Annotated in this window: 12 protein-coding genes; 8 read left to right on the top strand and 4 right to left on the bottom strand. The window is 67.2% G+C overall.

Going from position 1 to position 24,565, the window contains the following annotated elements:
* Nucleotides 1-155: 155 nt before the first annotated feature.
* Both V6B97_RS05060 and V6B97_RS05055 read right to left on the bottom strand, forming a co-directional pair.
* Complete coding sequence (locus V6B97_RS05060; protein ID WP_333505405.1) at nt 156-3,215, bottom strand: hypothetical protein; 3,060 nt, start codon at nt 3,213-3,215, stop codon at nt 156-158.
* Between the two features lie 262 nt (nt 3,216-3,477).
* Nucleotides 3,478-4,383, bottom strand: coding sequence for a diaminopimelate epimerase (locus V6B97_RS05055; protein WP_333505404.1), 906 nt, complete (start codon nt 4,381-4,383; stop codon nt 3,478-3,480).
* Between the two features lie 384 nt (nt 4,384-4,767).
* Here V6B97_RS05055 and V6B97_RS05050 point away from each other — a divergent pair, with 384 nt between their 5' ends.
* The 5 genes from V6B97_RS05050 (at nt 4,768) to V6B97_RS05030 (ending at nt 9,750) form a co-directional block, all read left to right on the top strand.
* On the top strand, nt 4,768-5,931 hold the full coding sequence (locus V6B97_RS05050; RefSeq protein WP_333505403.1) for an ABC transporter substrate-binding protein: 1,164 nt from the start codon (nt 4,768-4,770) through the stop codon (nt 5,929-5,931).
* 286 nt (nt 5,932-6,217) lie between these two features.
* The gene (locus V6B97_RS05045; protein WP_333505402.1) at nt 6,218-7,138 is read left to right on the top strand and encodes a branched-chain amino acid ABC transporter permease; all 921 of its coding nucleotides are present in this window, start codon (nt 6,218-6,220) and stop codon (nt 7,136-7,138) included.
* Between the two features lie 30 nt (nt 7,139-7,168).
* Nucleotides 7,169-8,245: a branched-chain amino acid ABC transporter permease gene (locus tag V6B97_RS05040; RefSeq protein WP_333505401.1), complete on the top strand. Its 1,077-nt coding sequence runs from the start codon at nt 7,169-7,171 to the stop codon at nt 8,243-8,245.
* A 12-nt stretch (nt 8,246-8,257) separates the two neighbouring features.
* Nucleotides 8,258-9,025, top strand: a complete 768-nt coding sequence (locus V6B97_RS05035) for an ABC transporter ATP-binding protein (protein ID WP_333505400.1) — start codon at nt 8,258-8,260, stop codon at nt 9,023-9,025.
* The gene (locus V6B97_RS05030) at nt 9,025-9,750 is read left to right on the top strand and encodes an ABC transporter ATP-binding protein (RefSeq protein WP_333505399.1); all 726 of its coding nucleotides are present in this window, start codon (nt 9,025-9,027) and stop codon (nt 9,748-9,750) included. Before V6B97_RS05035 ends, V6B97_RS05030 begins: the two co-directional genes overlap by 1 nt.
* A 437-nt stretch (nt 9,751-10,187) precedes the next feature.
* On the opposite strand, the gene V6B97_RS05025 is transcribed toward V6B97_RS05030, so the two are convergent.
* Nucleotides 10,188-11,087 carry a calcium-binding protein gene (locus V6B97_RS05025; RefSeq protein ID WP_333505453.1) on the bottom strand — a complete coding sequence of 300 codons (900 nt, stop codon included), beginning with the start codon at nt 11,085-11,087 and terminating at the stop codon, nt 10,188-10,190.
* Nucleotides 11,088-15,310: 4,223 nt separating this feature from the next.
* Nucleotides 15,311-17,725 (bottom strand): hypothetical protein, encoded by a 2,415-nt coding sequence (locus tag V6B97_RS05020; protein ID WP_333505398.1) that lies wholly within the window; start codon nt 17,723-17,725, stop codon nt 15,311-15,313.
* Nucleotides 17,726-19,343: 1,618 nt separating this feature from the next.
* Between V6B97_RS05020 and V6B97_RS05015 the strand changes: the two genes are divergently transcribed.
* From V6B97_RS05015 to V6B97_RS05005, 3 genes are all read left to right on the top strand, one after another.
* Entirely contained in the window at nt 19,344-21,548 is a 2,205-nt protein-coding gene (locus V6B97_RS05015; RefSeq protein WP_333505452.1) for a type I secretion system permease/ATPase, read from the top strand.
* A 237-nt stretch (nt 21,549-21,785) separates the two neighbouring features.
* Entirely contained in the window at nt 21,786-23,075 is a 1,290-nt protein-coding gene (locus tag V6B97_RS05010; RefSeq protein WP_333505451.1) for an HlyD family type I secretion periplasmic adaptor subunit, read from the top strand.
* Entirely contained in the window at nt 23,075-24,559 is a 1,485-nt protein-coding gene (locus V6B97_RS05005; protein WP_333505397.1) for a transglutaminase-like cysteine peptidase, read from the top strand. The genes V6B97_RS05010 and V6B97_RS05005 overlap by 1 nt, the downstream gene beginning before the upstream one ends.
* Nucleotides 24,560-24,565 lie beyond the last annotated feature (6 nt).

Below are 24,565 nucleotides of genomic sequence, written 5' to 3'. Positions count from 1 at the left end.
GCGGGGCGGGGGAGAGGCGGCGGCCACGCAAAGGGAAAGCCCCGCCGAAGCGGGGCCAGTGGGGCGAGCAAAGGCGGACACGCCGCGGCTCGCGCGGCCTGTATGGCACGAAAGCGCGGGCCGGGCAAGGGGGGCGGGGGCGCGCGGCCGCCCGGTCACACCGGCGAGGCCACCCGGTTGCCCACCGTGTCCACGCCGGTAAGCCGCGACATGGCCGTCAGGTATTCCACGTTGCGGTCCAGGTAGAAGGCCAGGGGCTTGGAGAAGTTCTTGCCCACGATGCCGTCCACGAACAGTTGGCTCACTTCGCGTTCGCGGGTCAGCACCATCTGCGAGCGGGCCAGGATGGCCTTTTCCTCCGGAGACATGTCGCGCACCAGCAGCGAGAGCACGTTGCGCGCGCGGGGCTGGTACATCCAGAAGTACATCAGGTCCAGGGCGTTGATGATGATGGTCCGCTCCAGGTCCTCGGCCTCCGCCTCCACGGCCCGGATGAACTGCTTGGGCTGCGAGAGCAGTTCCAGCACGTCCTCTTCGGGGAACAGCAGTTCCAGCCTGGAGAAGGAGTCGAACAGCTGGCGCAGCTTGCTGTCGTAGTCCCAGCGGCGGATGCGGATGTTGTTGTTGCGGTCCGCGTAGCCTTCCACGGCCCCGGCGATGGTGTCGGACGCCATCTTGGAGATGACCGCCGCATAGGGCTGGATGAGCAGCGAGGGGTTGGGCACGTGCATCAGCACCAGCAGTTCCAGCAGCAGTTCGCCGTAGAGCACGGAGGTGGGGATGGCCAGCACGCTGCGGAAGATGTTGCCGAGCACCGCCTCCTTGGGCAGGCCCCGGTAGATGTTGTGCGCGGCGATGTAGGCGCCGTTGGCCGCCGAGATGACGGCGTAGACCAGCGCCGGGTTGTTGCTCACCGTCAGGCCGAAGCCCTCTTCCAGCAGCAGCACGCGGATGACGTTTTCCAGCAGCGGCACGGAAATGCCCGTGAACAGCAGCGAATCGCTGATCCGGCTCCAGCTTACGTAGTCGTTCCAGCGCAACAGGGGCGAACGGCTCACGCCGCCGCCGCCCGTCACGGCCTGGATGACGTTGCGCACTCCGGTGATGCCGAACCACACGGTGGTCCACAGCATGGCCGTGAGCAGGCTGTCCTGCGTCTGCAGGAACGAGAGCACGGCGGGGATGAACCCGGCCAGCACCTTCAGGGCGTTGGACACGCCGGTGTTCAGGTAGCGCATGCCCATCCAGCGCGTGCATACCGCCCCGCCGCGCGGGTGCAGCGAAAGGCCGTTGCCCGCGCTGCGGGCAAAGCCGCCAAGGGTGGCGATGTTGCCGTACGGGGTGACCCGCGAGGTGTCGGTGCGCACCACCCATTCGCGCACCCGGCGAAAACCGAAGCGCGAACATCCCGGCAGCCGCCGCAACATGTTCACCATGGTGGTGCTGGGCAGCACGGGGGTGCGCCGTTCCAGCATGCTTTCGCGCAGGTACACCTCGGTGTGCACGGGAATGATCTGGCGCATGGTGTCGCGCGGGTCGTCGATCTGTTTCTGGGCGCGCGGGGGCAGGGTTTCGCGGAACACCAGGCCCATGCCGTGCACCCGGTGCGAGCGGCTGGTGGAATCGCTGCCGATGCGCGACTTCAACTGCACCGACTTGTAGAAGCTTTGCAGCCTGGGGATGTTGCGCAGGATGCGGCGGAACTTTTCGCAGCGCTCGCAGGCGTCCGTCGCGCCCGAGTCGGAGTAGTCGCGGATCAGCGTGCGGATGAACCGCTTCAGCCGGGGCGCGCTGCCGCTGTTGATGGCCAGTTGCAGCTCGTTGATGGCCCGGATGCTGGCCACGTGCGCGTCGTCGCCCTCTGCCCAGTCCTTGAGGTTGAACAGTTCGAGGTGGGTGATGAGCCCCTCGCAGTCCCACAGCAGCTCCAGCACGTCGGCCACGGTGAGTTCCGAGAGGTTCAGGGTGATGCGGTAGCCGCTGTGCAGGCTGGTCAGCCAGTCCAGCAGGGCGCGCGGCGGGGTGCGCAGGATGTCGGGCACGTCGGCCCCTTCGCGGGGCACGAAGGCCGAGGGGATGTCGGGGTTGCATGCCGGGGCCAGCCACAGGTCGTGCACCGTCTCGGCGTCCAGCCCGTCCAGCCGCCGCACCAGGGCCTCGATGGCCTCGCGCTCGGGCTGGGTGGCCATGGCCCATTCGTCGCGCAACTCCTCCACCCGGCCCTGCAGGGCGGGCACCAGCCGCTTGTGGATGAATTCCGCCAGGTGCAGCAGCGAGGGCTGCCCCGTGCCCACGAAGGCCAGGAATTCGTCGCGGTGCAGCGGTTCAAGGGTCAGCCCGAATTCGTCGTTGATGGCGCGGCGGTGGCGTTCGTTGTAGCGGCGCAGCACCTGCAACACGTATTCCGCAAGATATTGCGATGCCTTGCGGCCTTCCTGCATCAGGTGCTGGGTGGGCGTTTCCGCCAGGAAGGACAGGAAGCCCTGCGAATCGGAAAAACCGCGCGGCACCCAGATGAGTTCGGCGTACTTGTTGCGCGCGGGCACCCGGAATTCCACCCCGATGCGGACGGAAACCCCCATGATGTCGGCGGCCTGCATCAGCTCACTGGCGGCGGCCGATTCCACGAAGTTGTAGTAGATCACCGTAAGGTGCCGGATGCCCTTGATCCACGCGTCCATGATCAGGTGGGTGGGGTTCTTGCGGCCCTTGGTGTTGGCGTCGTGCACGTGGTTGTCGAAGGCCAGCTGGTTCCACTCTTCGGGCATTTCCAGCAGGTGGTAGTGGGCCAGCAGGGCGCGCACGATGCGCGGCTTGCCCGAGGCGGCGCGGCGGAAATCGTGCGCCAGCTTGAGCTGGCGGCAGGGGTCGCCGTGGGCGCGCACCAGGTCCTTCATGATCTGGATGAGCACGCGCGCCGTGTTGCGGCGCAGGCCCGTCTGCGCGCTGTACAGCACCTCGTCGCGCAGGGTTTGCAGGGCCAGCAGGCGGTCTTCCGCCAGGCCCGCCTCCAGCGAGTCCAGCAGGTTGATCACCGCGTAGGCCACGCGCAGTTCGCGCGAGACGGAAAGCTCCTTGATGCCGTGCGGATGCAGGCTGGCGTCGAACAGCTTGCGCACGAAGGGGCTGGGGGTGCTGGTCTTCTCCAGCACCTTGTTGACCATGAGCAAGAGCTCGTGGTCCTGCTGGTCGAAGAAAAGCGTGCGAAATGCCATGGATGTGTCGCAGTGACGGCGGGCGTCCGTGAAGGGTGCGGGGAGCCCCGGCAAGGGCTCCGTGGCGATGCCGGGAAATGTTGCGGGAGCACCCGTGATTTCGGGAGGTTCCCGTGCATGCATTGTTACGGAAAGGTTACGGCGCCGTCAATTGGGACCGCGGGGGAGCCGCGGCGGGCGTGCGGCAATATGCCGTCGATGCAGGAAAAGGCGCGCGGGCGGCGCGGGCAGAAAGGGCGGCGGCCGTGCGGAAACAGGGGGGCTAGGTCTGCGGGTCGCCGTGGAGATAGGCGGTACCGCTGGCCACGTGGCGCACGGTTCCGCCTATCCAGGCCTCGGGCGTCACGCCGTCGCGGCGGCTCACCGAAACGCGGATGGTCGCCCCGCTGGGCTGGCGCACCGCCAGGGATATCTCGCCTTCGGCCATGTCGGCGCGGTGCAGGCCGTAGGCCAGCGAGCCGGAACCGCAGGCCGATTCCAGGATGATGCTGCCGGTGTCCCGCACCCGGACCACCGGGGTGATGGCGGGGGCGGCCAGGGGGCCGTGGCACCAGATGCACCCGGCCGCCGGTTCGTCGTCCAGGCCGTGGCGGGTGATGAGTGCGCGCGCGTGGTCGCGCCAGTCGCCGGGAAAGGGGTGCGCCGAGGCGTCCAGCAGCAGGTGGGCGATGCCCGGCAGCCGGACCAGCATCAGCCCGTCGGCCACGGGCAGCGCCAGCCGGGACGGGGCGGGCTGTGCGCCACGGGGAGAGGCCCCATGCGCCGGGTCTGCGTTTCCGGCGGCAGGCGGCAGGGGCATGCGCACGGCGGCGTCCGGGCCGTGCGGGGTGTGCACCACCCGCACCGGCAGGATGCCGGACACGCCGGAACTCTCGATCTCGCCGGACATGAGCCCCCCCGGCCCGGCGTGCAGCACCCGTTTCAGCGCCAGCAGGGCGGCCAGCGAGCGGCATGCGTTGCCGCAGAACTCGCCGCCCATCATGTCGATGCGCGGGCGCGGTCCGGCCAGCGTGACGAAACCCACCTGCTCCGCGTGCACGTGGTCCTCGCCCATCAGTTCCGCCGCCACGGCGGCGCGCAGGGGCGCGGGCACCGGGTCGGTGACCAGGATGGTGGTGTTGCCGCCGGGGCTGAACTTGTGGAAGCGCAGGGCGCTCTGGTGGTGCATGGCGCGAGATGGGTTGAATGAACAATCTTGTCGTGTCAAGCGGACGCCACCCGAACGGGCCGGGGCGTCCGCCGACGCAAAAAGGCCGCCGGAATCTCGGGGCATGCCGCAACCTTGCGGATTACCACATCAAGGTGCGTCAGCCCCGCCGCGAGGGCATGCTGCGGCCTCTGCCGCGCGGCATCTTGTGCATGATGCCCGATGGTTAGCTAACTGTCCAGTATGACGGCACAAAATCTGATGACAAAATAGTTAAATTATATTTATGTGAAATATTTGAAGATTTACAAAAAAGACATTATTGAAGAAACCGGTTCCCTTCACGGCCTGATTACGATACTAAACCGCTATCAAAAACCCTAGTTTCCCTGCGAGGAGGCAAAGATGAAGAAGACAGTATTGCTCGTGCTGGCACTTCTGCTGGTGCTGTCGGGCCAGGCGTTCGCCGCCGACACCATCAAGCTCGGCTTCGTCATCCCCATGACCGGCGACATCCCCAAGGTGGGCGAGGCCTCGAAGTTCGCCGCCGAAATGCTGCGCGAAGAAATCAACGCCAAGGGCGGCCTGGACGTGGGCGGCAAGAAGTACAAGCTCGAATTCGTGTTCGAGGACAACGAAGCCAAGCCCGAATCCGCCGTCAACGCCATGCTGAAGGTCATCGAGCGCGACCAGGTCCTGGCCGTGGTGGGTCCGCAGTCGTCCAAGCAGGCCGTGCCCGCGGGCGGCGTGGCCAACGACAACGAAACCCCGATGATCTCGCCGTGGTCCACCAACCCGGACACCACCAAGGGCCGTCCGTGGGTGTTCCGCGCCGCCTTCCTCGACCCCTTCCAGGCGCCCGTGGTGACCAACTTCGCCACCAAGCAGTTCAACGCCAAGAAGGCCGCCGTGCTGTTCGACATCTCCAACGACTACTCGAAGGGCCTTGCCGAGTTCTTCAAGGCGGACTGGGAGAAGAAGCACGGCGCCGGTTCCGTGGTGGGCATGGAATCGCACGGCACCAAGGACCAGGACTTCTCGGCCCAGCTGACCAAGGTCATCGCGGCCAAGCCCGACTTCATCTTCCTGCCTGAAAACTACAACATAGTCGCCCTGATCGTGAAGCAGGCGCGCGACCTTGGCTACAAGGGCCCGTTCATGGGCTCCGACGCCTGGGGTTCCGCCGAACTGATGGACCTGTGCGGCAAGGAATGCGTGGGCCAGTACTTCTCCACCCACTACGCCGCCGCGGGCGCCACCGGCGCCACCAAGGAATTCATCGACAAGTACAACAACAAGTACGGCTACATCCCCGACGACGTGGCCGCCCTGACCTGGGACGCCACCCGCCTCGTGCTCCAGGCCATCCAGAGCGTGGGCAAGGTCGATACGGACGTGCGCAAGATGCGCAAGGCCGTGCGCGACGCCATGGTCAACATCAAGAGCTTCGACGGCATCACCGGCAAGATGAGCTTCGACGAGAACCGCGACCCCATCAAGTGCGCCGTTGTCGTCAAGATCAGCGAGAAGGGCGAATTCACCTTCGCCGAATCGGTCTGCCCCAACTAGTACACGAAGCCCCGCGCGGCCCCCGGGCCGCGCGGGGCCTTTCCTGCCGCACGCACGTCGCGGCTTCCGCTTCCGTCACGCGCCGCCCGCGGCGGCGCGCCGGGTTGCCGCCCGGCCAAGGTGCCGCCCTGCGCGGGTTCCCACCCGGAACCCGGCACCTGCGAAGCGGAACATACGAATCATCGTTCACGGACGGCGCGCACGACGCGCCGCCCGTGTTCTGCCCCCCTGCCGCGCGTACGGCGCGCGCCAAGGGGCAAACCGTTCCACGGAGGGTTTCGGGACTGTGGAAATCTTCATCCAGAACCTGTTCAACGCGCTGCAGTGGGGCAGCTTCTACGCGCTGATCGCCCTGGGCTACACCCTGGTGTACGGCGTGCTGCTGCTCATCAACTTCGCCCATGGCGACATCTTCATGGTGGGCGCGTACATCGCATTTTTCGTCTCCTCGCTGCTGCTGGGCGACCTTCTGGGCGTGTTCGCCCTGCCGGGCTGGGCCGCGCTGGCGCTGACCATTCCGCTGACCATGCTGCTCACCGCCGGGGTGGGCGTGACGCTGGAGCGCATCGCCTACCGCCCCCTGCGCCGCAAGGGCGCGCACCGGCTGTACGTGGTCATCACCGCGCTGATGTGCGGCCTGGTTCTCGAGAACGGCAACCTGGCCCTGCTGGGCGCCAGCCGCCGCAAGCTGCCCGACATGGTGGACAAGGTGGTGTACACCTTCGGCTCCGTGTCGGTGACCAACCTGAAGGTGTGGGTCATCATCGCGGCGTTCCTGGTGTTCTTCCTGCTGCAATTCATCGTCACGCGCACCCGCATCGGCATGGCCATGCGCGCGGTGGCGTGGGACAAGTTCGCGCTGCCGCTGATGGGCATTCCGCTCGATTCCATCATCGTGTTCACCTTCGTGCTGGGGTCGGGCTTTGCGGGCCTTGCCGGGCTGCTTTTCGCCATGTCCTACCCCATCCTCGACCCCTACATGGGCGCCATGGTGGGCTGGAAGGCCTTCATCGCGGCGGTGGTGGGCGGCATCGGCGACATTCGCGGGGCGTTCATCGGCGGCTTCCTGCTGGCGTTCATCGAGATCATGGTGGCGGCGTTCCTGCCCTCCACGTTCAGGGACCTGTTCGCCTTCACCATCCTGCTGATGATCCTGTGGCAACGGCCCACCGGGCTCTTCGGCGTGGCAAAGACCACCAAGATCTAACCCGCGACGCACGCCAGAGGATACGCGAACATGCAGAAATACACCCTCAACGCCGTGCTGGCGGCGCTGTGCCTTGGCCTTGTGCTGCTGGCGCAGTTCAATCTGATAGACCAGTACACCCAGACGGTGCTCATGTTCATGGGCATCAACATCATCTTCGCCGCCAGCCTGAACGTGGTGAACGGCTACATGGGCGAGTTCTCGTGCGGGCACGCCGGGTTCATGTGCGTGGGCGCCTATGCCTCGTCCGTGCTCTCGGTGGTGCTGTTCACCTCCAACAAGCTGGTGGGCGACGCGCTGCTGCCGCCGGAACTGGCCCCCATGCTGTTCCCGGTGGTGCTGATCGTGGCCGGGCTCGTCGCCTCGGTGTTCGGCCTGCTGGTGGCGCTGCCCTCGTTCCGCACGCGCGGCGACTACCTGGCCATCATCACCATCGCGGCCAACTACATCGTCATCTCGGTCATCGAGAACCTGGACATCATCGGCGGCCCGCGCGGCTTTCACGGCATGAAGCGGGTCATCAACGGCATGCGCGACATGGTGGACATCCCCTGGATGTTCATCTGGGTCATCCTGGGCACGGTGTTCTCGGTGTGGATCCTGCGCCGCCTGGTGAACTCCACCTACGGCAAGGGCATTTCCGCCGTGTGTCAGGACGAGGTGGCCGCGGAGATCATGAGCGTGGACACCAACCACGTGAAGTTGGTGGCGTTCATGGTGTCCTCGGGCCTGGCCGGCGTGGCCGGGGCGCTGTACGCCCACGTGTACGGCTACGTGAACCCGCAGGCCTTCAACATCCTGAAGTCCACGGAAGGGCTGGTCATGGTCTACCTTGGCGGCATGGCCTCGCTGTCCGGCTCGGTCATGGCGGCCATCCTGTTCACGCTGCTGCTCGAATCGCTGCGCTTCGTCATTCCCGGCATCGATGCGGCCCTGCACGCGGTCAACCTGTTGCCCGCCGGATACGAGTTGAGCCAGGTGTGGAAGTGGGTGCTCATCCCGCTGATCCTCATCCTGCTCATGCAGTTCCGGCCGGAGGGCATCATGGGCAACCGCGAGCTTTCGGATGTTTTCCCGAAGCTGCGCCGCTTCTACACGTTCAAATAGGGGAACGAGGACATGCCGCTGCTTGAAATGAAAGGCGTGACGCAGCGCTTCGGCGGGCTGCAGGCCGTTTCCGACTTCAACATATCGCTGGAGGAGCGCAGGCTCATCGCGCTCATCGGCCCCAACGGCGCGGGCAAGACCACGGTGTTCAACCTGGTCTCCGGGTTCTACCAGCCCACCGAGGGGCAGATCGTCTTCAACGGCCAGCCCACCGCGGGCCTGCGGCCGCACCAGGTCACGGCGCGGGGCATCGCCCGCACCTTCCAGAACATCCGGCTGTGGCACGAAATGAGCGTGCTGGACAACATCCGCATCGCCCAGCACCACCGCCTGGGCTACACCGTGTGGGACGCCTTTCTGCGCACCGGCCGCTTCACCCGCAGCGAGGGCAACATCGACGCCATCGCCTGGGAAATGCTGGAGGCCATGGATCTGAAGGACGCCGCGCACGAACGGCCCCGCAACCTGCCCTACGGGTTGCAGCGCCGGGTGGAGATTGCCCGGGCCATGTCCATCAGGCCGAAACTGCTGCTGCTGGACGAACCGGCGGCGGGCCTGAACTCGGCCGACGTGGACGGGCTGATCAAGCTCATCCGCTGGATTCACGGCGAGTTCGACATCGCCATCTGGATGATCGAACACCAGATGAAGGTGGTCATGAGCCTGTGCGAATGGATCAAGGTCATCGATTTCGGTAGCACCATTGCCGAAGGGACGCCCGAGGAGATTCAGTCCAACCCGGTCGTCATCAAGGCATACCTGGGAGACGATACGATCTGATGCTGCTCTCCATCGAGAATCTCTACGTAAAGTACGGCAATATCGAGGCGTTGCACGGCCTTTCGTTCCACGTGAACGAAGGGGAGATCGTCACCCTCATCGGGGCCAACGGCGCGGGCAAGTCCACCACGCTGAAGTCCATCATGCGCCTGCCCCCGCCGGAGGCGCCCAAGGTCAGCGGCGGCGACATCCTGTTCAAGGGCAAGTCGCTGCTGAACGTGGAACCGCACGACGTGGTCAGCAAGCTGCACATCGCGCTGGTGCCCGAGGGGCGGCACATCTTCGGCAACCTGTCGGTGATGGAAAACCTGATGCTGGCCACCTACGCCCGCAAGAACGACCCGGCCATCAGCCGCGACCTGGAACGGATCTTCGACCTGTTCCCCCGCCTGGCCGAGCGGCGCGCCCAGCGCAGCGACACCCTGTCCGGCGGCGAACAGCAGATGCTGGCCGTGGGCCGCGCGCTGATGACCAGTTGCGAGGTGCTGCTGCTGGACGAACCGTCCATGGGCCTGGCCCCGCTGCTGATGTACGAGATGTTCCGCACCCTGAAGGAACTGAACCGCGAGGGGTTGACCATCATCGTGGTGGAACAGAACGCCCGCCTTGCCTTGCAGGTTGCCAGCCGTGGCTACGTGCTGGACACCGGCGAGATCGTGGCGCAGGGGCCATCCGATTCGCTGCTCAACGACCCGGAAGTGAAAAAAGCCTATCTCGGCGGGTAGGGGCTGTCTCTAACTTGTCTTTTCGCCCGTTGGCGTCCGACCCGAAGGGCGCGAAGCGTGGCCGTTGGGCGAGCTTGCGAGCCCTACGGACATCGTGCGCAACGCGGTCAAACTTCGCCTGCCATAGCTTTGCTGTCCTTATCCGTAAGGTTCGCTTCGCTCACCTAACGGCTAAGGCTCGGTCGAATACGAGAAGAGCGCGGTGCGGTCCTCATCCGTAAGACTCGCAAGCTCGCCAAACGGCTGAGGCATACTCCCTCATGGCAGGCTCGTTTTCCTTGCCAACGAACGAAAATCCTACGTTAGAAATAGCCCCTAGGTGACACACGGCCCTGGGACATCCCCAGGCCGGTCAGGACAGGAAATGAAGCGGGCCGCCCCGGAAGGGGCGGCCCGCTGTTTGTTACCCGTCGTGCGTCCGGGTGCCAGATGACCGGCTAGGTGCCGCTGGGCGAGGTGGTGCTGACGGTCTGCTGGATGAGCAACTGCACCTGCTGTTCATCGCCCGGCGTGCCCGCCGTGGCGGTGTACACGTTGTAGTCCATGTTGCCCACGGTGGCTGTGCCGCCATGAGCCCATTCCGAGCCCAGGATGACGGAATCGTGTCCGTCGCCCGTGATGGCCAGCGAGTGGTCGGCCGCGCCGCTCATGTCCAGCACGTCCTGCGCGGAAAGCGCCACGTGCTGCGCGCCGTCGGCGGTGAGGTCGATGGCCTCGATGCCGGTGACCGTGCCCGCCGTGATGCGGCTGAAGTCCAGGGTCACGTCCTCGCCCTGCACCAGCAGGGTGTCGTAGCCATCGCCGCCGTGCAGCCCGCCGAAGTCGTGGCTGTCGATGTGCCCGTCGGCCATGCCCGCGGCGCCGCCGGTGTCGTGCACCACCAGGGTATCGTCGCCCGCGCCGCCGTACAGGGTGTTCACCCCCGCGCCGCCGTCCAGAAGGTCGTTGCCGTCGCCGCCGTGCAGCACGTCGTTTCCGGCCCCTCCGAACAGGTGGTCGTCGCCCGCGCCACCATGCAGGGTGTCGTCGCCGTCGCCGCCAAACAGGTGATCATTGCCGCCGCCGCCGGTGATGGTGTCGCCCTGGGCAGACCCCACCACCACCTGCGCATGGGTGACGGACGAGCCGTCGTAGTCGTGGCCCAGCGGCGCACCATGTCCGTCATGTTCGGCAGGCTGCACGGTGACGTGCAGCGCCGCGTCCGCCTTGTCGTTGGCGTCGCCTGCGTCGGCGGCGGTGTAGGTGTACTGGTGGCTGCCTTCGGCCAGCCCCGCCAGCGTGAGGTTGCCGCTGCCGTCGTCCGTAACCCCAAGCCCCGAGGCAATGCCGAACACCATTCCCTCGGCATGCGCGCTGGGGTCTGCGGCGGCGCTCAGGAGTACGCTTTCCGGCAGGGTAACGCTGGCGGATGCGTCGCCCAGCACCACAAGGTGCAGGTCGTTGGCGACGATGGGTTGCGTGGTGTCCACGATTTCCACCACCGCCGCCCCCAGCACGATGGACCCGCTGATGGACGCGTTGGCGCGGTTGGCCGTGCTGTTTGCGTTGTCCGCAAAGGTGACGGTTATCGTCGCGCCGACGGTGCCCGCCCCCTGCGCCATGCTGACGGCCAGCTTGCCGCCCGAAAGCGACAGCGACAGGGCCGCGGCGTTGCCAAGGCCGTCGACGAAGCCGCTCGCTCCGTCCGCAGTATAGGTGACGCCGCCGAGCTTGAAGCCGGTCACGGCGCCGCCGTCAATGGTGATGTTGCTGATGGTGGCGCTGCCCACCTTGATGGACGACACGTCGGCGGCATCGGCCACGCCGCGCAGGGTGTAGGTGACCGTGGACGTGGCCGTGGTGGCGTCGTTGGCGGCCACGGTGTAGGTCACGTAGCCGGTGCCTTCTTCCACATAGGTGCTGGTCATGCCGGGCGCGCCGCCCACGCCGGCCTCGCCGCCCGTGACGGAAACCAGTTCCACCGAAAGGGGTGTGTTGTCGCCCACGGTGCCGGTGGTGTCCGCCGTGGGGAAGCTGACCGTCACGCTGCCCGCGGGGGTGCCTGCGGGCACGGTGAACTTCAGGACGCCATCCGCGCCGATGGTCACGGGGGTTTCCGTGCCGCCGATGTTCAGGGTGGCCGTATATGCGCCGGAACTATCGGGTTCCAGCGCCGCGAGGTCCACCTTCATGGTGACGGTGACGTCTTCTCCCTCCACCCCCTTCGAGAACGCCAGCGTGATGTCCGCGCTGTCGCCTTCGTTCACCGTGGCAGGGGCGCTCATGGTCACCGTCGGGCCGTCGAGGGTGTCGACGACGGTGACGTTGATGGGGGCGGTGTCGGACAGGCTCACTTCGCCCTTCAGGTCGTCCGCATTGGCGATGGACACCGTGAAGGTCTCACCGCCTTCGGACAGGCGGTCGTTGACGGTGTCCACGCTGAACGACGTGCCGGACCCGCCCTTGTCCACGGTAAGGTGCAACTGCCAGCCGGTCACGTTGCCGCCGCCGTCGGTGACTTCGGTGACCATGCCGCTGCCATCCCCCGGGCGGTAGGTATGCCCGCCCACGGTGATGCCCTTGAGGTCGTCGCCGGTCATGCCGTCGTTGAACTTCACGTCCACCGTGAAGGTGACGGGCTCTTCCACCGCCTTGTCCATGGTCAGGCGGAAGGCCGCGCTGCCGTCGGCCTCGGAAACGGTGGTGCTGCCCGCAACCAGCGTGGCCGTCGGGCCGTTGGCGTTGTCGAGGATGATCAGGGGTGTTTCCGTGGTGCCGGATATGCCCGCAAGGGTGTCGCCGTAGTCGTTGTACGGGTCGTTGGCCTTGATGGTGGCCGTCACGCTCAGCGTCTTGTCGCCGTCGGAGATGTAGTCCTCCGGCAGGGCCACGCTGACCGTGGCCTTGCCGCCGCTGCCGGGCAGGATGGTCACGGTGGCGGTGTAGGGCACGAAGTCGGCTCCGTGCGTGGCGTCGCCGCCGAAGGTCAGTTCAAGGGTGATGGGACCGTTGCCGGGGTCCAGCGGGTTGCCGTCGGCATCCACCAGGCTGACGGTGACGGTAACGGGGTTCTGGCCTTCATGGGCCTTGCCGTCGTCGTCAAGGCCGCCGGTCACCTCCACCTTCACCATCGGCGTGTCGTTGTCCACGATGATGGTTTCGGCCATGCCGCCGTTGCCGCCGGAGACCGTGGCGTTGCCACTGATGCCGGTGATGATGGTGGTGAAGGTTTCGTCGCCTTCCACGCGGTTGTCGTCAATGGCGGCGGGCAGGTCGCCCGTCACCGTGATGGCCCCCGGCAGGATCGGGGTGAAGGGGTTGCCGTTGCTGTCGTAGATGGTGGCGACGATGTTGCCGTGCCCGTCGTCGGTGAGCTTCAGCGTGAAGTCGCCGCCCTCGAAGTACTTGATGCGGGCCAGCAGTTCCGCGCTCAGGGTCACGGTCACCTCGCCTTCCGAGTAGTCCGTGCCCTGGGCGGCGCTATTGCCGTAGGTCTTCAGGGTGAAGGTGACGTCGCCGTTCAGCAGCGGCATGTAGTTGTCGGGCAGGTGCCCGGTGATGGTGTAGCCGGCCACGCCGCCGTTCTCGGCGATGGAGTCCGTAGCGGCAAGGGACAGTTCCAGCCGCCCGTTGAAGAGGCCGGAGCCGCCGCCGTTGCCGACGTCCACGAAGCGGAAGCCGTCGTCGAACCGGGTTTCGCCGCCGGTGCTGCCCACGATGCGCACGTGGTAGTAGTCGGTGTTCGGAATGGGCAGCGTCAGGTCGCCCGTGGCCTGCCCGGCCGGGATGGTCACGGTGTGTTCGTCAACGCTGCCGTCGCTGCGCACCAGTTGGAGAGTGACGGTGACGTCCTCGTTGGCGGCAACGCCGCCGGGCATGCCCACCGAAATGGTGGTGGTGCCATCCGTGGTGTTCTGCGTGACGTCCAGATCGGTAATGGACACCACCGGGCCGCGCATGTCGTCGGCGATGGGGTCGCCGGTGCTCGCGGGGTTTTCCGTGTCGTACACCACTTCGCTGCCCTGCATGTCCACGATGGTCCACGACACGGCATCGGTTCCGGAGTCCACCCCGCCGTCGACACTTGCGGTGTCGTGGTCGTGCAGGATGTCCACGGTGAACCGGGCCGAGGCTTCGCCCGCCTTGACGATGACGTAGTAGTTGGCCCCGTCCGGCCTTTCGGCGTAGCCGGGCAGGCCGGTGGCCGTGGCGGCGTCGTATACGCCCTCGCCAAGCCTGAAGTCCTTGCCGAGGCTGGCGTCGTCCAGCTTCAGCCACACCACGACGTCTTCCGCCGCCACATCGGTGAGGACGATGGTGTAGCCCACGGTGTTCACCGCGCCGTTCACGGAGGTGTTGTCGCCGTTCTCGTCGAACTCGGCGGATTCTCCGGGAGCCACCGGCTCGCGCACCAGAGTGTCCGGGCCGAAGTACTGCAACTCCGGTCCGTCCAACTTGCCGGTGTGGGCGGGATCCGTATCGTCCACGATGGTGACGGTGGCGGAACCGTGGTCGTGCACGCCCGCCTCGTGCCCGGAAACGCCGGTGATCTCGACCTGGAACGTTTCCTCGCCTTCGCTCAGCCGGTCGTCGGCAAGCTGCACGGGAATGATGGCCTTGTAGTAGCTGACGGTGTTACCGCTGCCGTCCGTGGTCGTCACCAACGTCCACGCCCCGGCGGGAATGGTGTAGGAACCGTTTTCGAAATAGTCGGCGTTGCCCTTGGCGTCGCCATCGGTGAACGAGAGCGAGACGGTCACGTCCTGCACCGGTGCATCGCCGGTGTAGTAGTCGCCGTTGCCGGAATTGACGTACAGGCGCACTTCCACGCCCGCGTCCTTGCTGCTTTCCTGTACGGAACTGTCCACCAGCCCCAGCAGGAAGCCGTCGCTGCCCGCACCGTTGCCTTCATCGTGGATGGTGGTGGAGACGCTGTTCCTGGTTATGGCCACGTCGAACGAGCCGGGCGTGTCGTCGGCAAGCGTCAGGTTGCCGACCACGACGCTGTACGTTTCGCCGTTGTCGCCCACCATGTCGTCCACGGCCTGGATGGCAAGGGGCAGATCCTTCAGCGGCGCGCCGTCGCGCACGGTGAAGGTGAGCTTGAGGGCGGAATCCATCTCGACCATCTGCACCGTGACATAGGCGTTACCGTCGCCGTCCGTGCCGTAGTATGCCTTCAGCGCGTCGTTCAGGGCGCTTTCGAGATCGGCCGTGGACGTGGCCGTCCAGGAAGTGATGTTGCCGTCCTCGTCCACCGTGGGCACCATCCAGATGATGTCGCCGGTCTGGCTGATGTTGCCGCTGGCCCCGCCGTTGTCCGCAAGGTCGTTGTCGTAATAGACGGAGGACGGGTTGATGTCTGACGGGTTGAGGGGCAGTTCGGAAACGCCCTTCAGCGTCACGTCGAAGCTGAAGGCGCCGCTGGCCTTGTCGGCGGCAAGATCGCCATGGCCCGCGTAGTCCATGGCGATGGCGTAGTGGGCGATGTTGGTCGTGCCGCCGGCGGCGGGGTCTTCATGCACCGAAGTGTCGCCGGTGATGGAAAGCTCCAGCCGGGGCGCGGGCGTGACGTTGATGGTCAGCGTGGAACTGGCGGCGTCGCCGTCGTTGTCCGCGCTGGTGGTGTAGCCGACCCTGATGCGGAACGCATCGTCGATGTCCTGCCCCGGCGTGCGGGTGAAGGTGTAGGTGCCGTCGGCGGCCAGGGTGAGGGTGCCCGCGAAGGAACCCGTGGTGGCGTCGTAGATGTGGTACGCGCCGGGCGCGAGAACGGCGGAACCGGAGACGGCGGTTCCGGTCGGGGAGCCGTTGCCGTCCACCGCGTCGGTGGTGAAAACCTGGTACGTGTGCGGGGTGCCGCCGTTGTTGTCGGTGGCGGAGATGCCCTTCCACTGGGCCACCTGCACCGTGCCCTGCCAGCCGTCCACGCCGGGGGTGTCGTTGGTGAGCACGTTGCCCGTGACGGACGTTTGCGTGGCCTCGTTGAAGGTGTTGGTGTCCGCGACGGCCACGGGCCGTCGTCGTGCACGTTCACCAGCACCGTGGCGTCGATGGCGTCGCCCTCGTCGTCGGTGACGGTGAAGGTGAAGGGCAGATCCTTGATGTCGTCGCCATTGTTCGCCACATCGTGGTGCAAGGGCTGGTACTGGACAAAGGTGACGGTGGCCGTGTTCTCGCCGTTGGCCAGCACGCCGTCGTTGTCGGCAAGGATGACCACGCAGGCCGTCTTGCCGCCGCTCGTGCCCACCAGCACGCTGTGGCCGTCCACGGTCTGCACGTTCCACGTGATGGCGCCGCCGTCGGCGGTCTTCAGCCCGGCAAGGTCTGATGCGATCTGGTCAAGGTTCCACGCCAGCGAAACCTGGCTGGGGGAGGCCGGGTTGGGGTCGCCCGCGCCGTCGGAGTGCAGGTTGTAGGTCACGGAGCCGTCGGAAGCGGAAAGGGGCGCGTCCGCAAGGCCAAGAGAGCTTAAAATCCCTTGCGCGGTGGTGGACAGGGCCGACACGGCCTTGTCGTCGTGCTGCCGCCCCGCCGACTCATCCACGGTCAGCACAAGGGCGTTGCCGCCGGTGACGGTGATGGTGGGCTTGTCTTCCGTGCGCGAGACGGTGATGACCACGGCGTCCGACGTTGCGGTGTCGTTGTCGGTGCGTTCGCCGGGCACGGCGGTTTCCTGCGCGATGGCGGTGACGGTCAGTTCCGCCGCGCCGTGGGTGTTTTCCGTACCGTCGTTCAGCCGGGCGTCGGACCAGTCATGCGGGTTGAACGTCAGCGACGCCGAAACCGCGCCATTGTCGGCCGCCGCCGCCTCGGTCACCTCGAAGCGCAGGGTGGACAGGCCGTCTTCTGTGGTCGTGGACACCAGCGTCCAGCCCGCGGGCAGGCTGCCCATGTCCAGCGTCCAGTCGGCGGGAACACCGTCGATTTCGACGTAGTGGCGTTCCGAGCCGTCAAGGTCGTGGAAGGTGGCGGAGACGGGAATGGCGACCGTCGTTTCCTCGCCGCCCGGAAGCGTGAGGCCGTCCTGAGCGGTGATGCCCGGCCGGTCGGCCACGGCGTCGATGACGATGGTGAAGCTACCGCCGATGGTGGCCGACAACCCGGAATCGGGGTCAGTGATGGTTGCGGTGACCTTGATGTTCATGTCCGCCGAGCTGTCCTGCGGCGGGCGCAGGTAGATGCCCGAGGCGAGTTGCGCGGCGGTCAGGGTGACGGCCTGGCCGGGACCGGTGACCACGATGTCGCCCGCATCGCCGAAGTCCGCGTCGCCGATGCTGATGCGCGTGCCTGCGGTGAACCCGTTCAGGGTGATGGTGGTGAGCACCTCGTTGTCCGCGGGGGTGAAGACAAGGACGAATTGCAGCGGCTGTTCCGTGCCGTCGCCCGCGTGGGCGTCCACGGAGCCGTCGTTGGCGCCGGGCAGGTACTGGCCGGGCTGGTTGTCCTCGTAGCCGTGCAAGGTGCCGACCAGGGAGCCGTCAGGCCCCACCAGTTGCAGGGAAGAGCCGAGGGAGCCGGACGCCGGGTCCAGCGGCCCTTCCACATCCAGGGTGGGTTCCACCGCGTTGTTCCAGAAGAACGGGGTCAGCGGGTCCAGGCGGTCAACGCCCGCGATGAGGCTGCCGGGGTCGTCGCTGTAGTCGCCTACGCCGCCGCCGGCAGTGCCCGCGCCCGCGCCGGGACCGGCGGCGGGCAGCAGGTCGGGTTCCAGGGCGGCCAGAAAATCGTGGCCGGAAACGGTGCCGCCTTCGGGAAGGCTGAATTCCGGCAGCAGGTCGGCGTTGTTGCCTTCGAAGAACCCGGACAGCACGATGCGGCCGCCGTCGGGAAAGCTGAACACCAGGTCGTCGCCGCTGCGGTCAAGGGTGGCTGCGTCGGTGGGAAAGCCCAGGGCGAAGCGGGAGTCGGAGTTGGCGTCGAAATGAAGCTCCTGCCCGGCGGCGGGCAGGAGCAGCGTAACGGGGTCGGTGGCACCCTGCGTGGAACGGGTCATCGCTACCTCATGGTATCGGCGCGCCGTACGGGCGCGGGTTGCGTGGGCAGGCACGTCTGCCCGGCGTCACGGGGAAAGGGGGAGACCGGACTTCCGCATCGCGTTTTCGCGCAGGCGATGGGCGATGCATTGTTGCACAGTGGGGAGATTTGAAGTCCTGTTTTCAGCGTATATGCATTTCGGTGAATTTCTGCAAGGAACTGTGCCCTGCGTAGTGAAAAATGGGGGAAACATGGCGGCGCATGCAACGACGTGAACGGAAATATGCAGCTATTTCCGATGCGCCCGTGCCTGTGGTTCGGCATATTGTAATGGCGCACAAATTTCAATGGGGGAATGATGGAATGTATGGTGCGGTAAGGTCGGGTTTTCCCTATGTGGCAATGCGGAAATTGTGAGTGTGATTGTTGGCTGGTGCGGAGAATCCGGTTTTTCCGGATTGCCGTGCTGTCCGGGTAATGCCGCCCTGTGGCAGGGAATTCCCTACCTTGGGATGCCGCGCGGCGATGCTGCCCACGGCGGTGCTCCGCCAGGCATGCGGCCGGGGCAGGGAGCGGGGAAGAGCGACATAATCCGGTTGCGCGGCAGGGTGCCCGCGCGTATACGATGAAATGTCCGGAAAGGGGGGGCGGTTGCCGTACCCCTCGCCGCGCCGTTGGTCATCCACCTCACGAGGGGTTCCGCCGTGACAGACAAGCCTTCCTCCCCGCCCTCCTCCCGCCCTGACGCCACGCAACCCGGCAGGGAGCCGGACAAGGCGCCGGACAAGACGGCGGGCGCAGCGCCCGGTGGTGCAACCGCCCCAGGTGTCACCCCAGGTGCCACCCCGGTTGGTGCGCCAGTCTCCGCGCCTGCCGCCGGGGCTTCGGCCTCGGGCAAGCCCGCCGAGCGCACTCCGGAGCGTACCGCCGCCCGCACGCCGGAACCCGCGCCAGACAGGCCCGGAGACAGACCCGGCGACAGGCCCCCCCGGCCGTCGTACGGATTTGCCGGACGTCCGGGCACCGGCGGCGAGCCGGGCAAGGCAACCGCAGGCGAGGGCGTGAAGCCCGTCACGGCGACGCCCCCCACCGTCACGGCCAGGCCTTCCGTCGCCGCGCCCGCGTCAAGACCGACCGTGCCTGCGTCAGGGCCGACCGCGCCCGCGTCAAGACCGGCCGAAATCGGGGCGAGACCGGCCGGGTCCGGGGACAAGCCTGCCGATGCGGGGGCCAGGCCAGCCGGCGGCGCTCCGGCCCATCCCCCGCTGCACGCCTCGGTGACGCCGGGCAGGCCCGCCGCCGGGCCCGCTGCTCCGGCCGCCTCCGCCATTCCGGCGGGCACGGCCCCCGCCGCGAGCCCGGCGGGCAAGCCCGCCGCGCCCACGACATCGGGCGCCTCGGCCACGCCGGGGGCCGCCGCCTCCGTGCCGCGTCCGGCCATGGCGCCGGACCCGGACCGGGCCGCCGCCTTCGCGCCGGAAGAACCCATCCCCGCCGTGGGCGCGCCGCGCCCGGCGCCGCCCGCGCCGCCCTCGGCCATCCCCCGCGAGGCCGCGGCCGCCACGGCCGCCGCGCTGGAGGGGCCGCAGCTCGACGCCGCGCTGGAACCCCCGGTGCCGCAGGGCGGCATTCCCGACATGCGCGGGCTGGACCCGGCCGACGTGGACTACACGCCGCCGCTCATCGAATGCATGGCCTTCCTGTTCCGGCTGCACGGCAAGCCGGTGTCCACGCGGTTCCTGGTGGCCGGGCTGCCCATGTCCGACGGGCCGGTGCAGCCTTCGGCCTGCATCCGCGCCGCGCGCACGGCGGGCATGGCCTCCAGCGTGGTGTACCGCCCCACGCTGGACCGCATTTCGGCGCTGACCCTGCCGTGCATCCTGCTGCTGCGCCAGGAAAAGGCCTGCGTGCTGCTGTCGCTGCAAGGGGACAAGGCCGAGGTGCTGTTCCCCGAGACGGGCATGGAGCCGCGCAGCGTGCCGGTGGACGAACTGACCAAGGAATACACCGGCTACGCCATGTTCGCCCGGCTGGAAGGCAAGCTGGACCGCCGGGCCAGCGAGATAAAGCTGCTGAAGGCCAAGCGCTGGTTCTGGGACACGCTGCTGCACTTCCTGCCCATCTACAAGCACGTGCTGTTCGCCAGCGTGGTGGTGAACCTGCTGACCATCGTCAGCCCGCTGTTCTTCATGAACGTGTACGACCGCGTGGTGCCCAACAGCGCCACGGAAACGCTGTGGGTGCTGGCCATCGGCATCGGCATCGCCTACATCTTCGACTTTCTGCTGCGCAACCTGCGCAGCTACTTCGTGGACGTGGCTGGCCGCAACGCGGACATCGTGCTGGCCAGCCGCCTGATGAACCAGTTGATGAGCCTGCGCCTGGACGCCAAGCCGGACTCCACCGGCTCGCTGGCCAACAACCTGCGCGAGTTCGAGTCGCTGCGCGAGTTCTTCGGCTCCACCACGCTGCTGGCGCTGGTGGACCTGCCCTTCCTGGTGCTGTTCGTGCTCATCGTGTGCTTCATCGGCGGGCCCATGGGCGTGGTGCCCATGCTGGCGGTGCCCATCGTGTTGGGCATCGGCATGCTGCTCCAACTGCCGTTCCAGCGGGTGGCCGAGGCGGGCTACAAGGAAGGCATGCAGAAGAACGCCCTGCTGGTGGAGATCATCAACGGGCTGGAAACGGTGAAGTCGTCGCTGGCCGAAGGCCGCATGCAGCACGCCTGGGAAAAGGTGGTGGGCATGAGCGCCTCGTCCAACGCCCAGTCCAAGGGGCTGGCCAACATCTCGGTGACCATGTCCATCCTGTTCACCCAACTGGTCAGCGTGACGGTGATCATCTGGGGCGTGTACCGCATCTCCGACGGCCTGCTGACCATGGGCGGGCTCATCGCCTGCAACATGCTGGCCTCGCGCGCCATGGCCCCGCTGAGCCAGGTGGCGGCCATGCTGGCGCGGCTGCAACAGTCGCGCATGGCCCTGAAGTCGCTGGACATGCTCATGAACCTGCCCACCGAGCGGCCGGAGGACAGGCCGTACGTCGATTTCGGCCCGCTGGAACATTCCCTGGTCTTCGAAAGCGTGTCCTTCGCCTACCCCGGCTCCGAACGGCTGGCGCTGGAGAACGTCAACGCCACCATCCGCCCCGGCGAGCGGGTGGGCATCATCGGCCGCATGGGTTCGGGCAAGTCCACCCTGGGGCGGTTGGCCATCGGCCTGTACCAGCCGCGCGACGGCGCGGTGCGCTTCGGCGGGGTGGACATCCGCCAGATGGACATGGCCGACCTGCGCTCGCGCGTGGGCTACCTGGCCCAGGACAACTACCTGTTCTACGGCTCGGTGCGCGACAACATCGCCATCGGCGTGCCCAACGCCGACGACCGGATGATCCTGCGCGCCGCCACCATCGCCGGGGTGGTCGATTTCGTGCGCGGGCACCCGGCGGGCTTCGGCATGCCGGTGGGCGAGCGCGGCATGGCCCTTTCGGGCGGGCAGCGCCAGGCCGTGGCCCTGGCCCGTTCGCTGCTGCACGACCCCGACGTGCTGATACTGGACGAACCGTCCAGCAACATGGACAATTCGTCGGAAATGGCGCTGAAGCGGCGCCTTGCGGAAATACTGGACAAGAAGACGCTGATCCTGGTCACCCACCGGGTGAGCATGCTGGACCTGGTGGACCGGCTGGTGGTGCTCGACCACGGCCGGGTTGTTGCCGACGGCCCCAAGCAGGCCGTCCTTGCCGCGTTGCGCGGCGATCAGGTGCGCGCGGCGGGCGCCGCGCGCTTCACGGGCGCGCCCGCCCCAGCCCCCCGGCCTTCCCGGCCTTCCCAACAGGGCTGATGCGCGGCGCGCCAGCGGAGCATGAACATGGAAAACGACAAGACCACATCGGGCGCTCCGGAATCCGCCACGCCCCCCGTTCCACCGGGCGCCGCTTCGGGCATGCCTCCGGGTGTGCCTCCGGGCATGGGGGGCCACGGCGCATCGACCCTGGGCGAGCGCCTTGCCGGTGCCGCGCGCGGCAGTGCGCTGGGCGGGGGCGCCGCCAACGGCGTGCGCCGCGACGACCTGGAATTCATGAGCGAGGTGGACGCGGCCCTGCACCGCAAGGGCCACCCGCTGGCCTTCCTGCTGTCCGCCTCGCTGGGGGTGTTCTTTCTGGTGTTCGTCATCTGGGCGGCGTTCGCCTCGCTCGACGAGGTGACGCGCGGCCAGGCCCAGGTCATTCCCTCGCAGCGCGTGCAGGAAATCCAGAACCTGGAAGGCGGCATCATCAGCGAGATATTCGTGCGCGAAGGGCAGATCGTGGAAAAGGGCACGGTGCTGGTGCGCCTGGACAACGAATCGGCCGCCAGCTTCTTCCGCGACGCGGTGTCCAAGTCGTACGAACACATGGCCGCCATCGCCCGGCTGGAGGCGGAACTGGAGGGCAAGGACCCGGTGTATCCCCCCGAGGTGGTCGAGAAGGCCCCGCAGGTGGTGGCCGACCAGACCTCCATCCACAACGCGCGCAAGCGCCAGCTGGAACTGGAACTGAGCGTGCTGGAAAGCCAGCTTGTCCAGAAGCGCCAGGAAGTGGACGAAATGGTGGGACGGCAGGGCCAGCTGGGTGCCAGCCTGCGCGTGGCCCAGGAGCAGCGCGACATCGCCCGGCCGCTGGTGGAGAAGCAGATCTACTCCAAGGTGGACTACCTGAGCCTTGAGCAGCGCGTCATCCAGTTGCGCGGCGACATCAGCTCGCTGGCCGTGAACATCCCCAAGGCCCGCAGCGCCGTGCACGAGGTGGAACAGCGCCTGTCGCACCGCAAGGCCGAGGTGCGTTCGCAGGCGGTGGAGGAGATCAACAAGCGCCGCGTGGAACTGAACTCGCTGCGCGAAACGCTGTCCGCAGGCGAGGACCGGGTGACCCGTACCGACCTGCGCGCCCCGGTGCGCGGCACGGTGAAGCGCATCATCATCAATACCCAGGGCGGGGTGGTGAAGCCGGGCGAATCGATCCTCGAACTGGTGCCGCTGGACGACACCCTGCTGGTGGAGGCGCGCATCCGCCCGGCGGACATCGCCTTCCTGCACCCGGGCCAGAAGGCCATCGTCAAGGTCACCGCCTACGACTTCTCCATCTACGGCGGCCTGGAGGCGGGGCTGGAGCAGATCAGCGCGGACACCATAGAGGACCGCAAGGGCGAGTTCTACTACCTGGTCAAGCTGCGCACCAGGAAGAACGCCATCACCTATCGCGGCGAAAACCTGCCCATCATGCCGGGCATGACCGCCACGGTGGACATTCTCACCGGCAAGAAGACGGTGCTTGACTATCTGCTGAAGCCCATCCTGAAGGCGCAGCAGAACGCCCTGCGGGAGCGTTGATGCGGCAGAGGGCCACGGGCGAGGAAAACGGCGCGGGCAGCGCGCCGTACCATCCCGGCCGACCGGTTGCGGCGGGCGGGGCCGGGGGGGTGCGTTCGCGCCGTGAACCCGGCCCGGATGGCCCCTGCCCGAATGCCCCCTGCGTGGACGGCCCTTGCGTGGTCGGCCCCGGCGCGCGTGGCCTGATGCAGGTGCTTTTCCGCCGACGTGGCCGGGCGCTGCCCGTCCTGCTGGCCCTGGTTGCCTTGCTTGCCATGCCGCTGGCGGTGGAAACCGGCGCGTGGCGCGGCATGGCCGTGGCGGGCGGCTCCACTCCCAAGGCCGCACCCATGCAGGCGCAGGATGCGGGCAGCACCGCCGCGAGGACCGGGCCGCCCGCCACCCCCGAGGTGCGCGGGGCGGTGGCCGGGCCAGCGCGGGATGAGGCCGGGACGGACACTGGTGTACGGTCGGCGCCGAATGCTGCCGATAAGCTGAAGGAGCAGGGCGGGCAGGGTGGGCAGGTAGGGCAGGCCGGGCAGGCAGGACGGCAGGAGGCCGCCGGGGACGAAAGCGACGCACGGGCGCAGGACGCCGCCACCGCGCCGGACATGCCGGACATACCGGACAAGGCTGATGGAAGCGGCGGGGCAGCCGTCCCCGATACGGTGGCCGACGCCGCCGGTGATGACGCCGCCGGAAAGGATGATGACGGAGAGGTCGCGGGCAAGGCCACGGTGGGCGCACCCGATGCGCCCCTTGTGGCCCAGGCCGAGCAGCCCCCGGCCCGACAGGGCCAGCCATCACAACCAGTCCGGCAGGGCCAGCCGACCCGGCCCGGCCAAGCGACGCAATCCGGCCAGGCCGCGCAATCCGGCCAGACGGCCGAGCCCGGGCGGGCCGCCCCGGCCCGCGCGCGTCCCAACGGCATCCGGCTGTTCAACACCATCGAGTTCAGGGGGCCGCTGAAAAACCTGCCCAAGTGGGACCGGGTGCTGAACGTGGACCGCAAGACGCCGGGCCTGATTCCGGAACGGGCCCTGGGCGGGCGCAACGCCCTGTGGGGCGAACTGCGGTCCGAATGGCGCGGCCTGTCCACCATGGACAAGTTGCGCAACGTGAATTCCCTGTTCAACCAGTGGCCCTACCGGCTGGACAGCGAAGTGTGGGGAGTGGTGGACTACTGGGCCGCGCCCATCGAATTCCTGCGCAAGTCGGGCGACTGCGAGGACTACGCCATCACCAAGTATTTCGCCCTGAAGCAGCTTGGCGTGCCCGTTTCGGACATGCGCATCGTCATCCTGCTGGACTCCATCCGCAGGCTGGCCCACGCCATACTGGTGGTATACACCGGGGGCGACGCCTACGTGCTGGACAATCTTTCCAATGTCGTGCTGTCGCACCAGCGTTACGGGCACTACGTGCCGCAGTACTCCATAAACGAAGAATACCGGTGGGCGCACATCCCTATCAAGAGCGGCCCCGGCACCCGAAGAATGCAATAGCTCGCG

This window comes from Nitratidesulfovibrio sp. 1201_IL3209 (genome assembly GCF_036763125.1).
In the GTDB taxonomy this organism is placed as follows: Bacteria; Desulfobacterota; Desulfovibrionia; order Desulfovibrionales; family Desulfovibrionaceae; genus Cupidesulfovibrio.
Note: the sequence above shows the minus strand (reverse complement) of the source record. Positions and strands in the feature narration are given on the sequence as shown.

Coding starts and splice junctions, on each gene's coding strand:
- V6B97_RS05050 (WP_333505403.1), top strand. CDS start 4,768: ATGAAGAAGACAGTATTGCTCGTGCTGGCACTTCTGCTGGTGCTGTCG.
- V6B97_RS05035 (WP_333505400.1), top strand. CDS start 8,258: ATGCCGCTGCTTGAAATGAAAGGCGTGACGCAGCGCTTCGGCGGGCTG.
- V6B97_RS05020 (WP_333505398.1), bottom strand. CDS start 17,725: ATGACCCGTTCCACGCAGGGTGCCACCGACCCCGTTACGCTGCTCCTG.
- V6B97_RS05055 (WP_333505404.1), bottom strand. CDS start 4,383: ATGCACCACCAGAGCGCCCTGCGCTTCCACAAGTTCAGCCCCGGCGGC.
- V6B97_RS05010 (WP_333505451.1), top strand. CDS start 21,786: ATGAGCGAGGTGGACGCGGCCCTGCACCGCAAGGGCCACCCGCTGGCC.
- V6B97_RS05030 (WP_333505399.1), top strand. CDS start 9,025: ATGCTGCTCTCCATCGAGAATCTCTACGTAAAGTACGGCAATATCGAG.
- V6B97_RS05015 (WP_333505452.1), top strand. CDS start 19,344: ATGCGCGGGCTGGACCCGGCCGACGTGGACTACACGCCGCCGCTCATC.
- V6B97_RS05005 (WP_333505397.1), top strand. CDS start 23,075: ATGCGGCAGAGGGCCACGGGCGAGGAAAACGGCGCGGGCAGCGCGCCG.
- V6B97_RS05040 (WP_333505401.1), top strand. CDS start 7,169: ATGCAGAAATACACCCTCAACGCCGTGCTGGCGGCGCTGTGCCTTGGC.
- V6B97_RS05060 (WP_333505405.1), bottom strand. CDS start 3,215: ATGGCATTTCGCACGCTTTTCTTCGACCAGCAGGACCACGAGCTCTTG.
- V6B97_RS05025 (WP_333505453.1), bottom strand. CDS start 11,087: ATGGTGTTCGGCATTGCCTCGGGGCTTGGGGTTACGGACGACGGCAGC.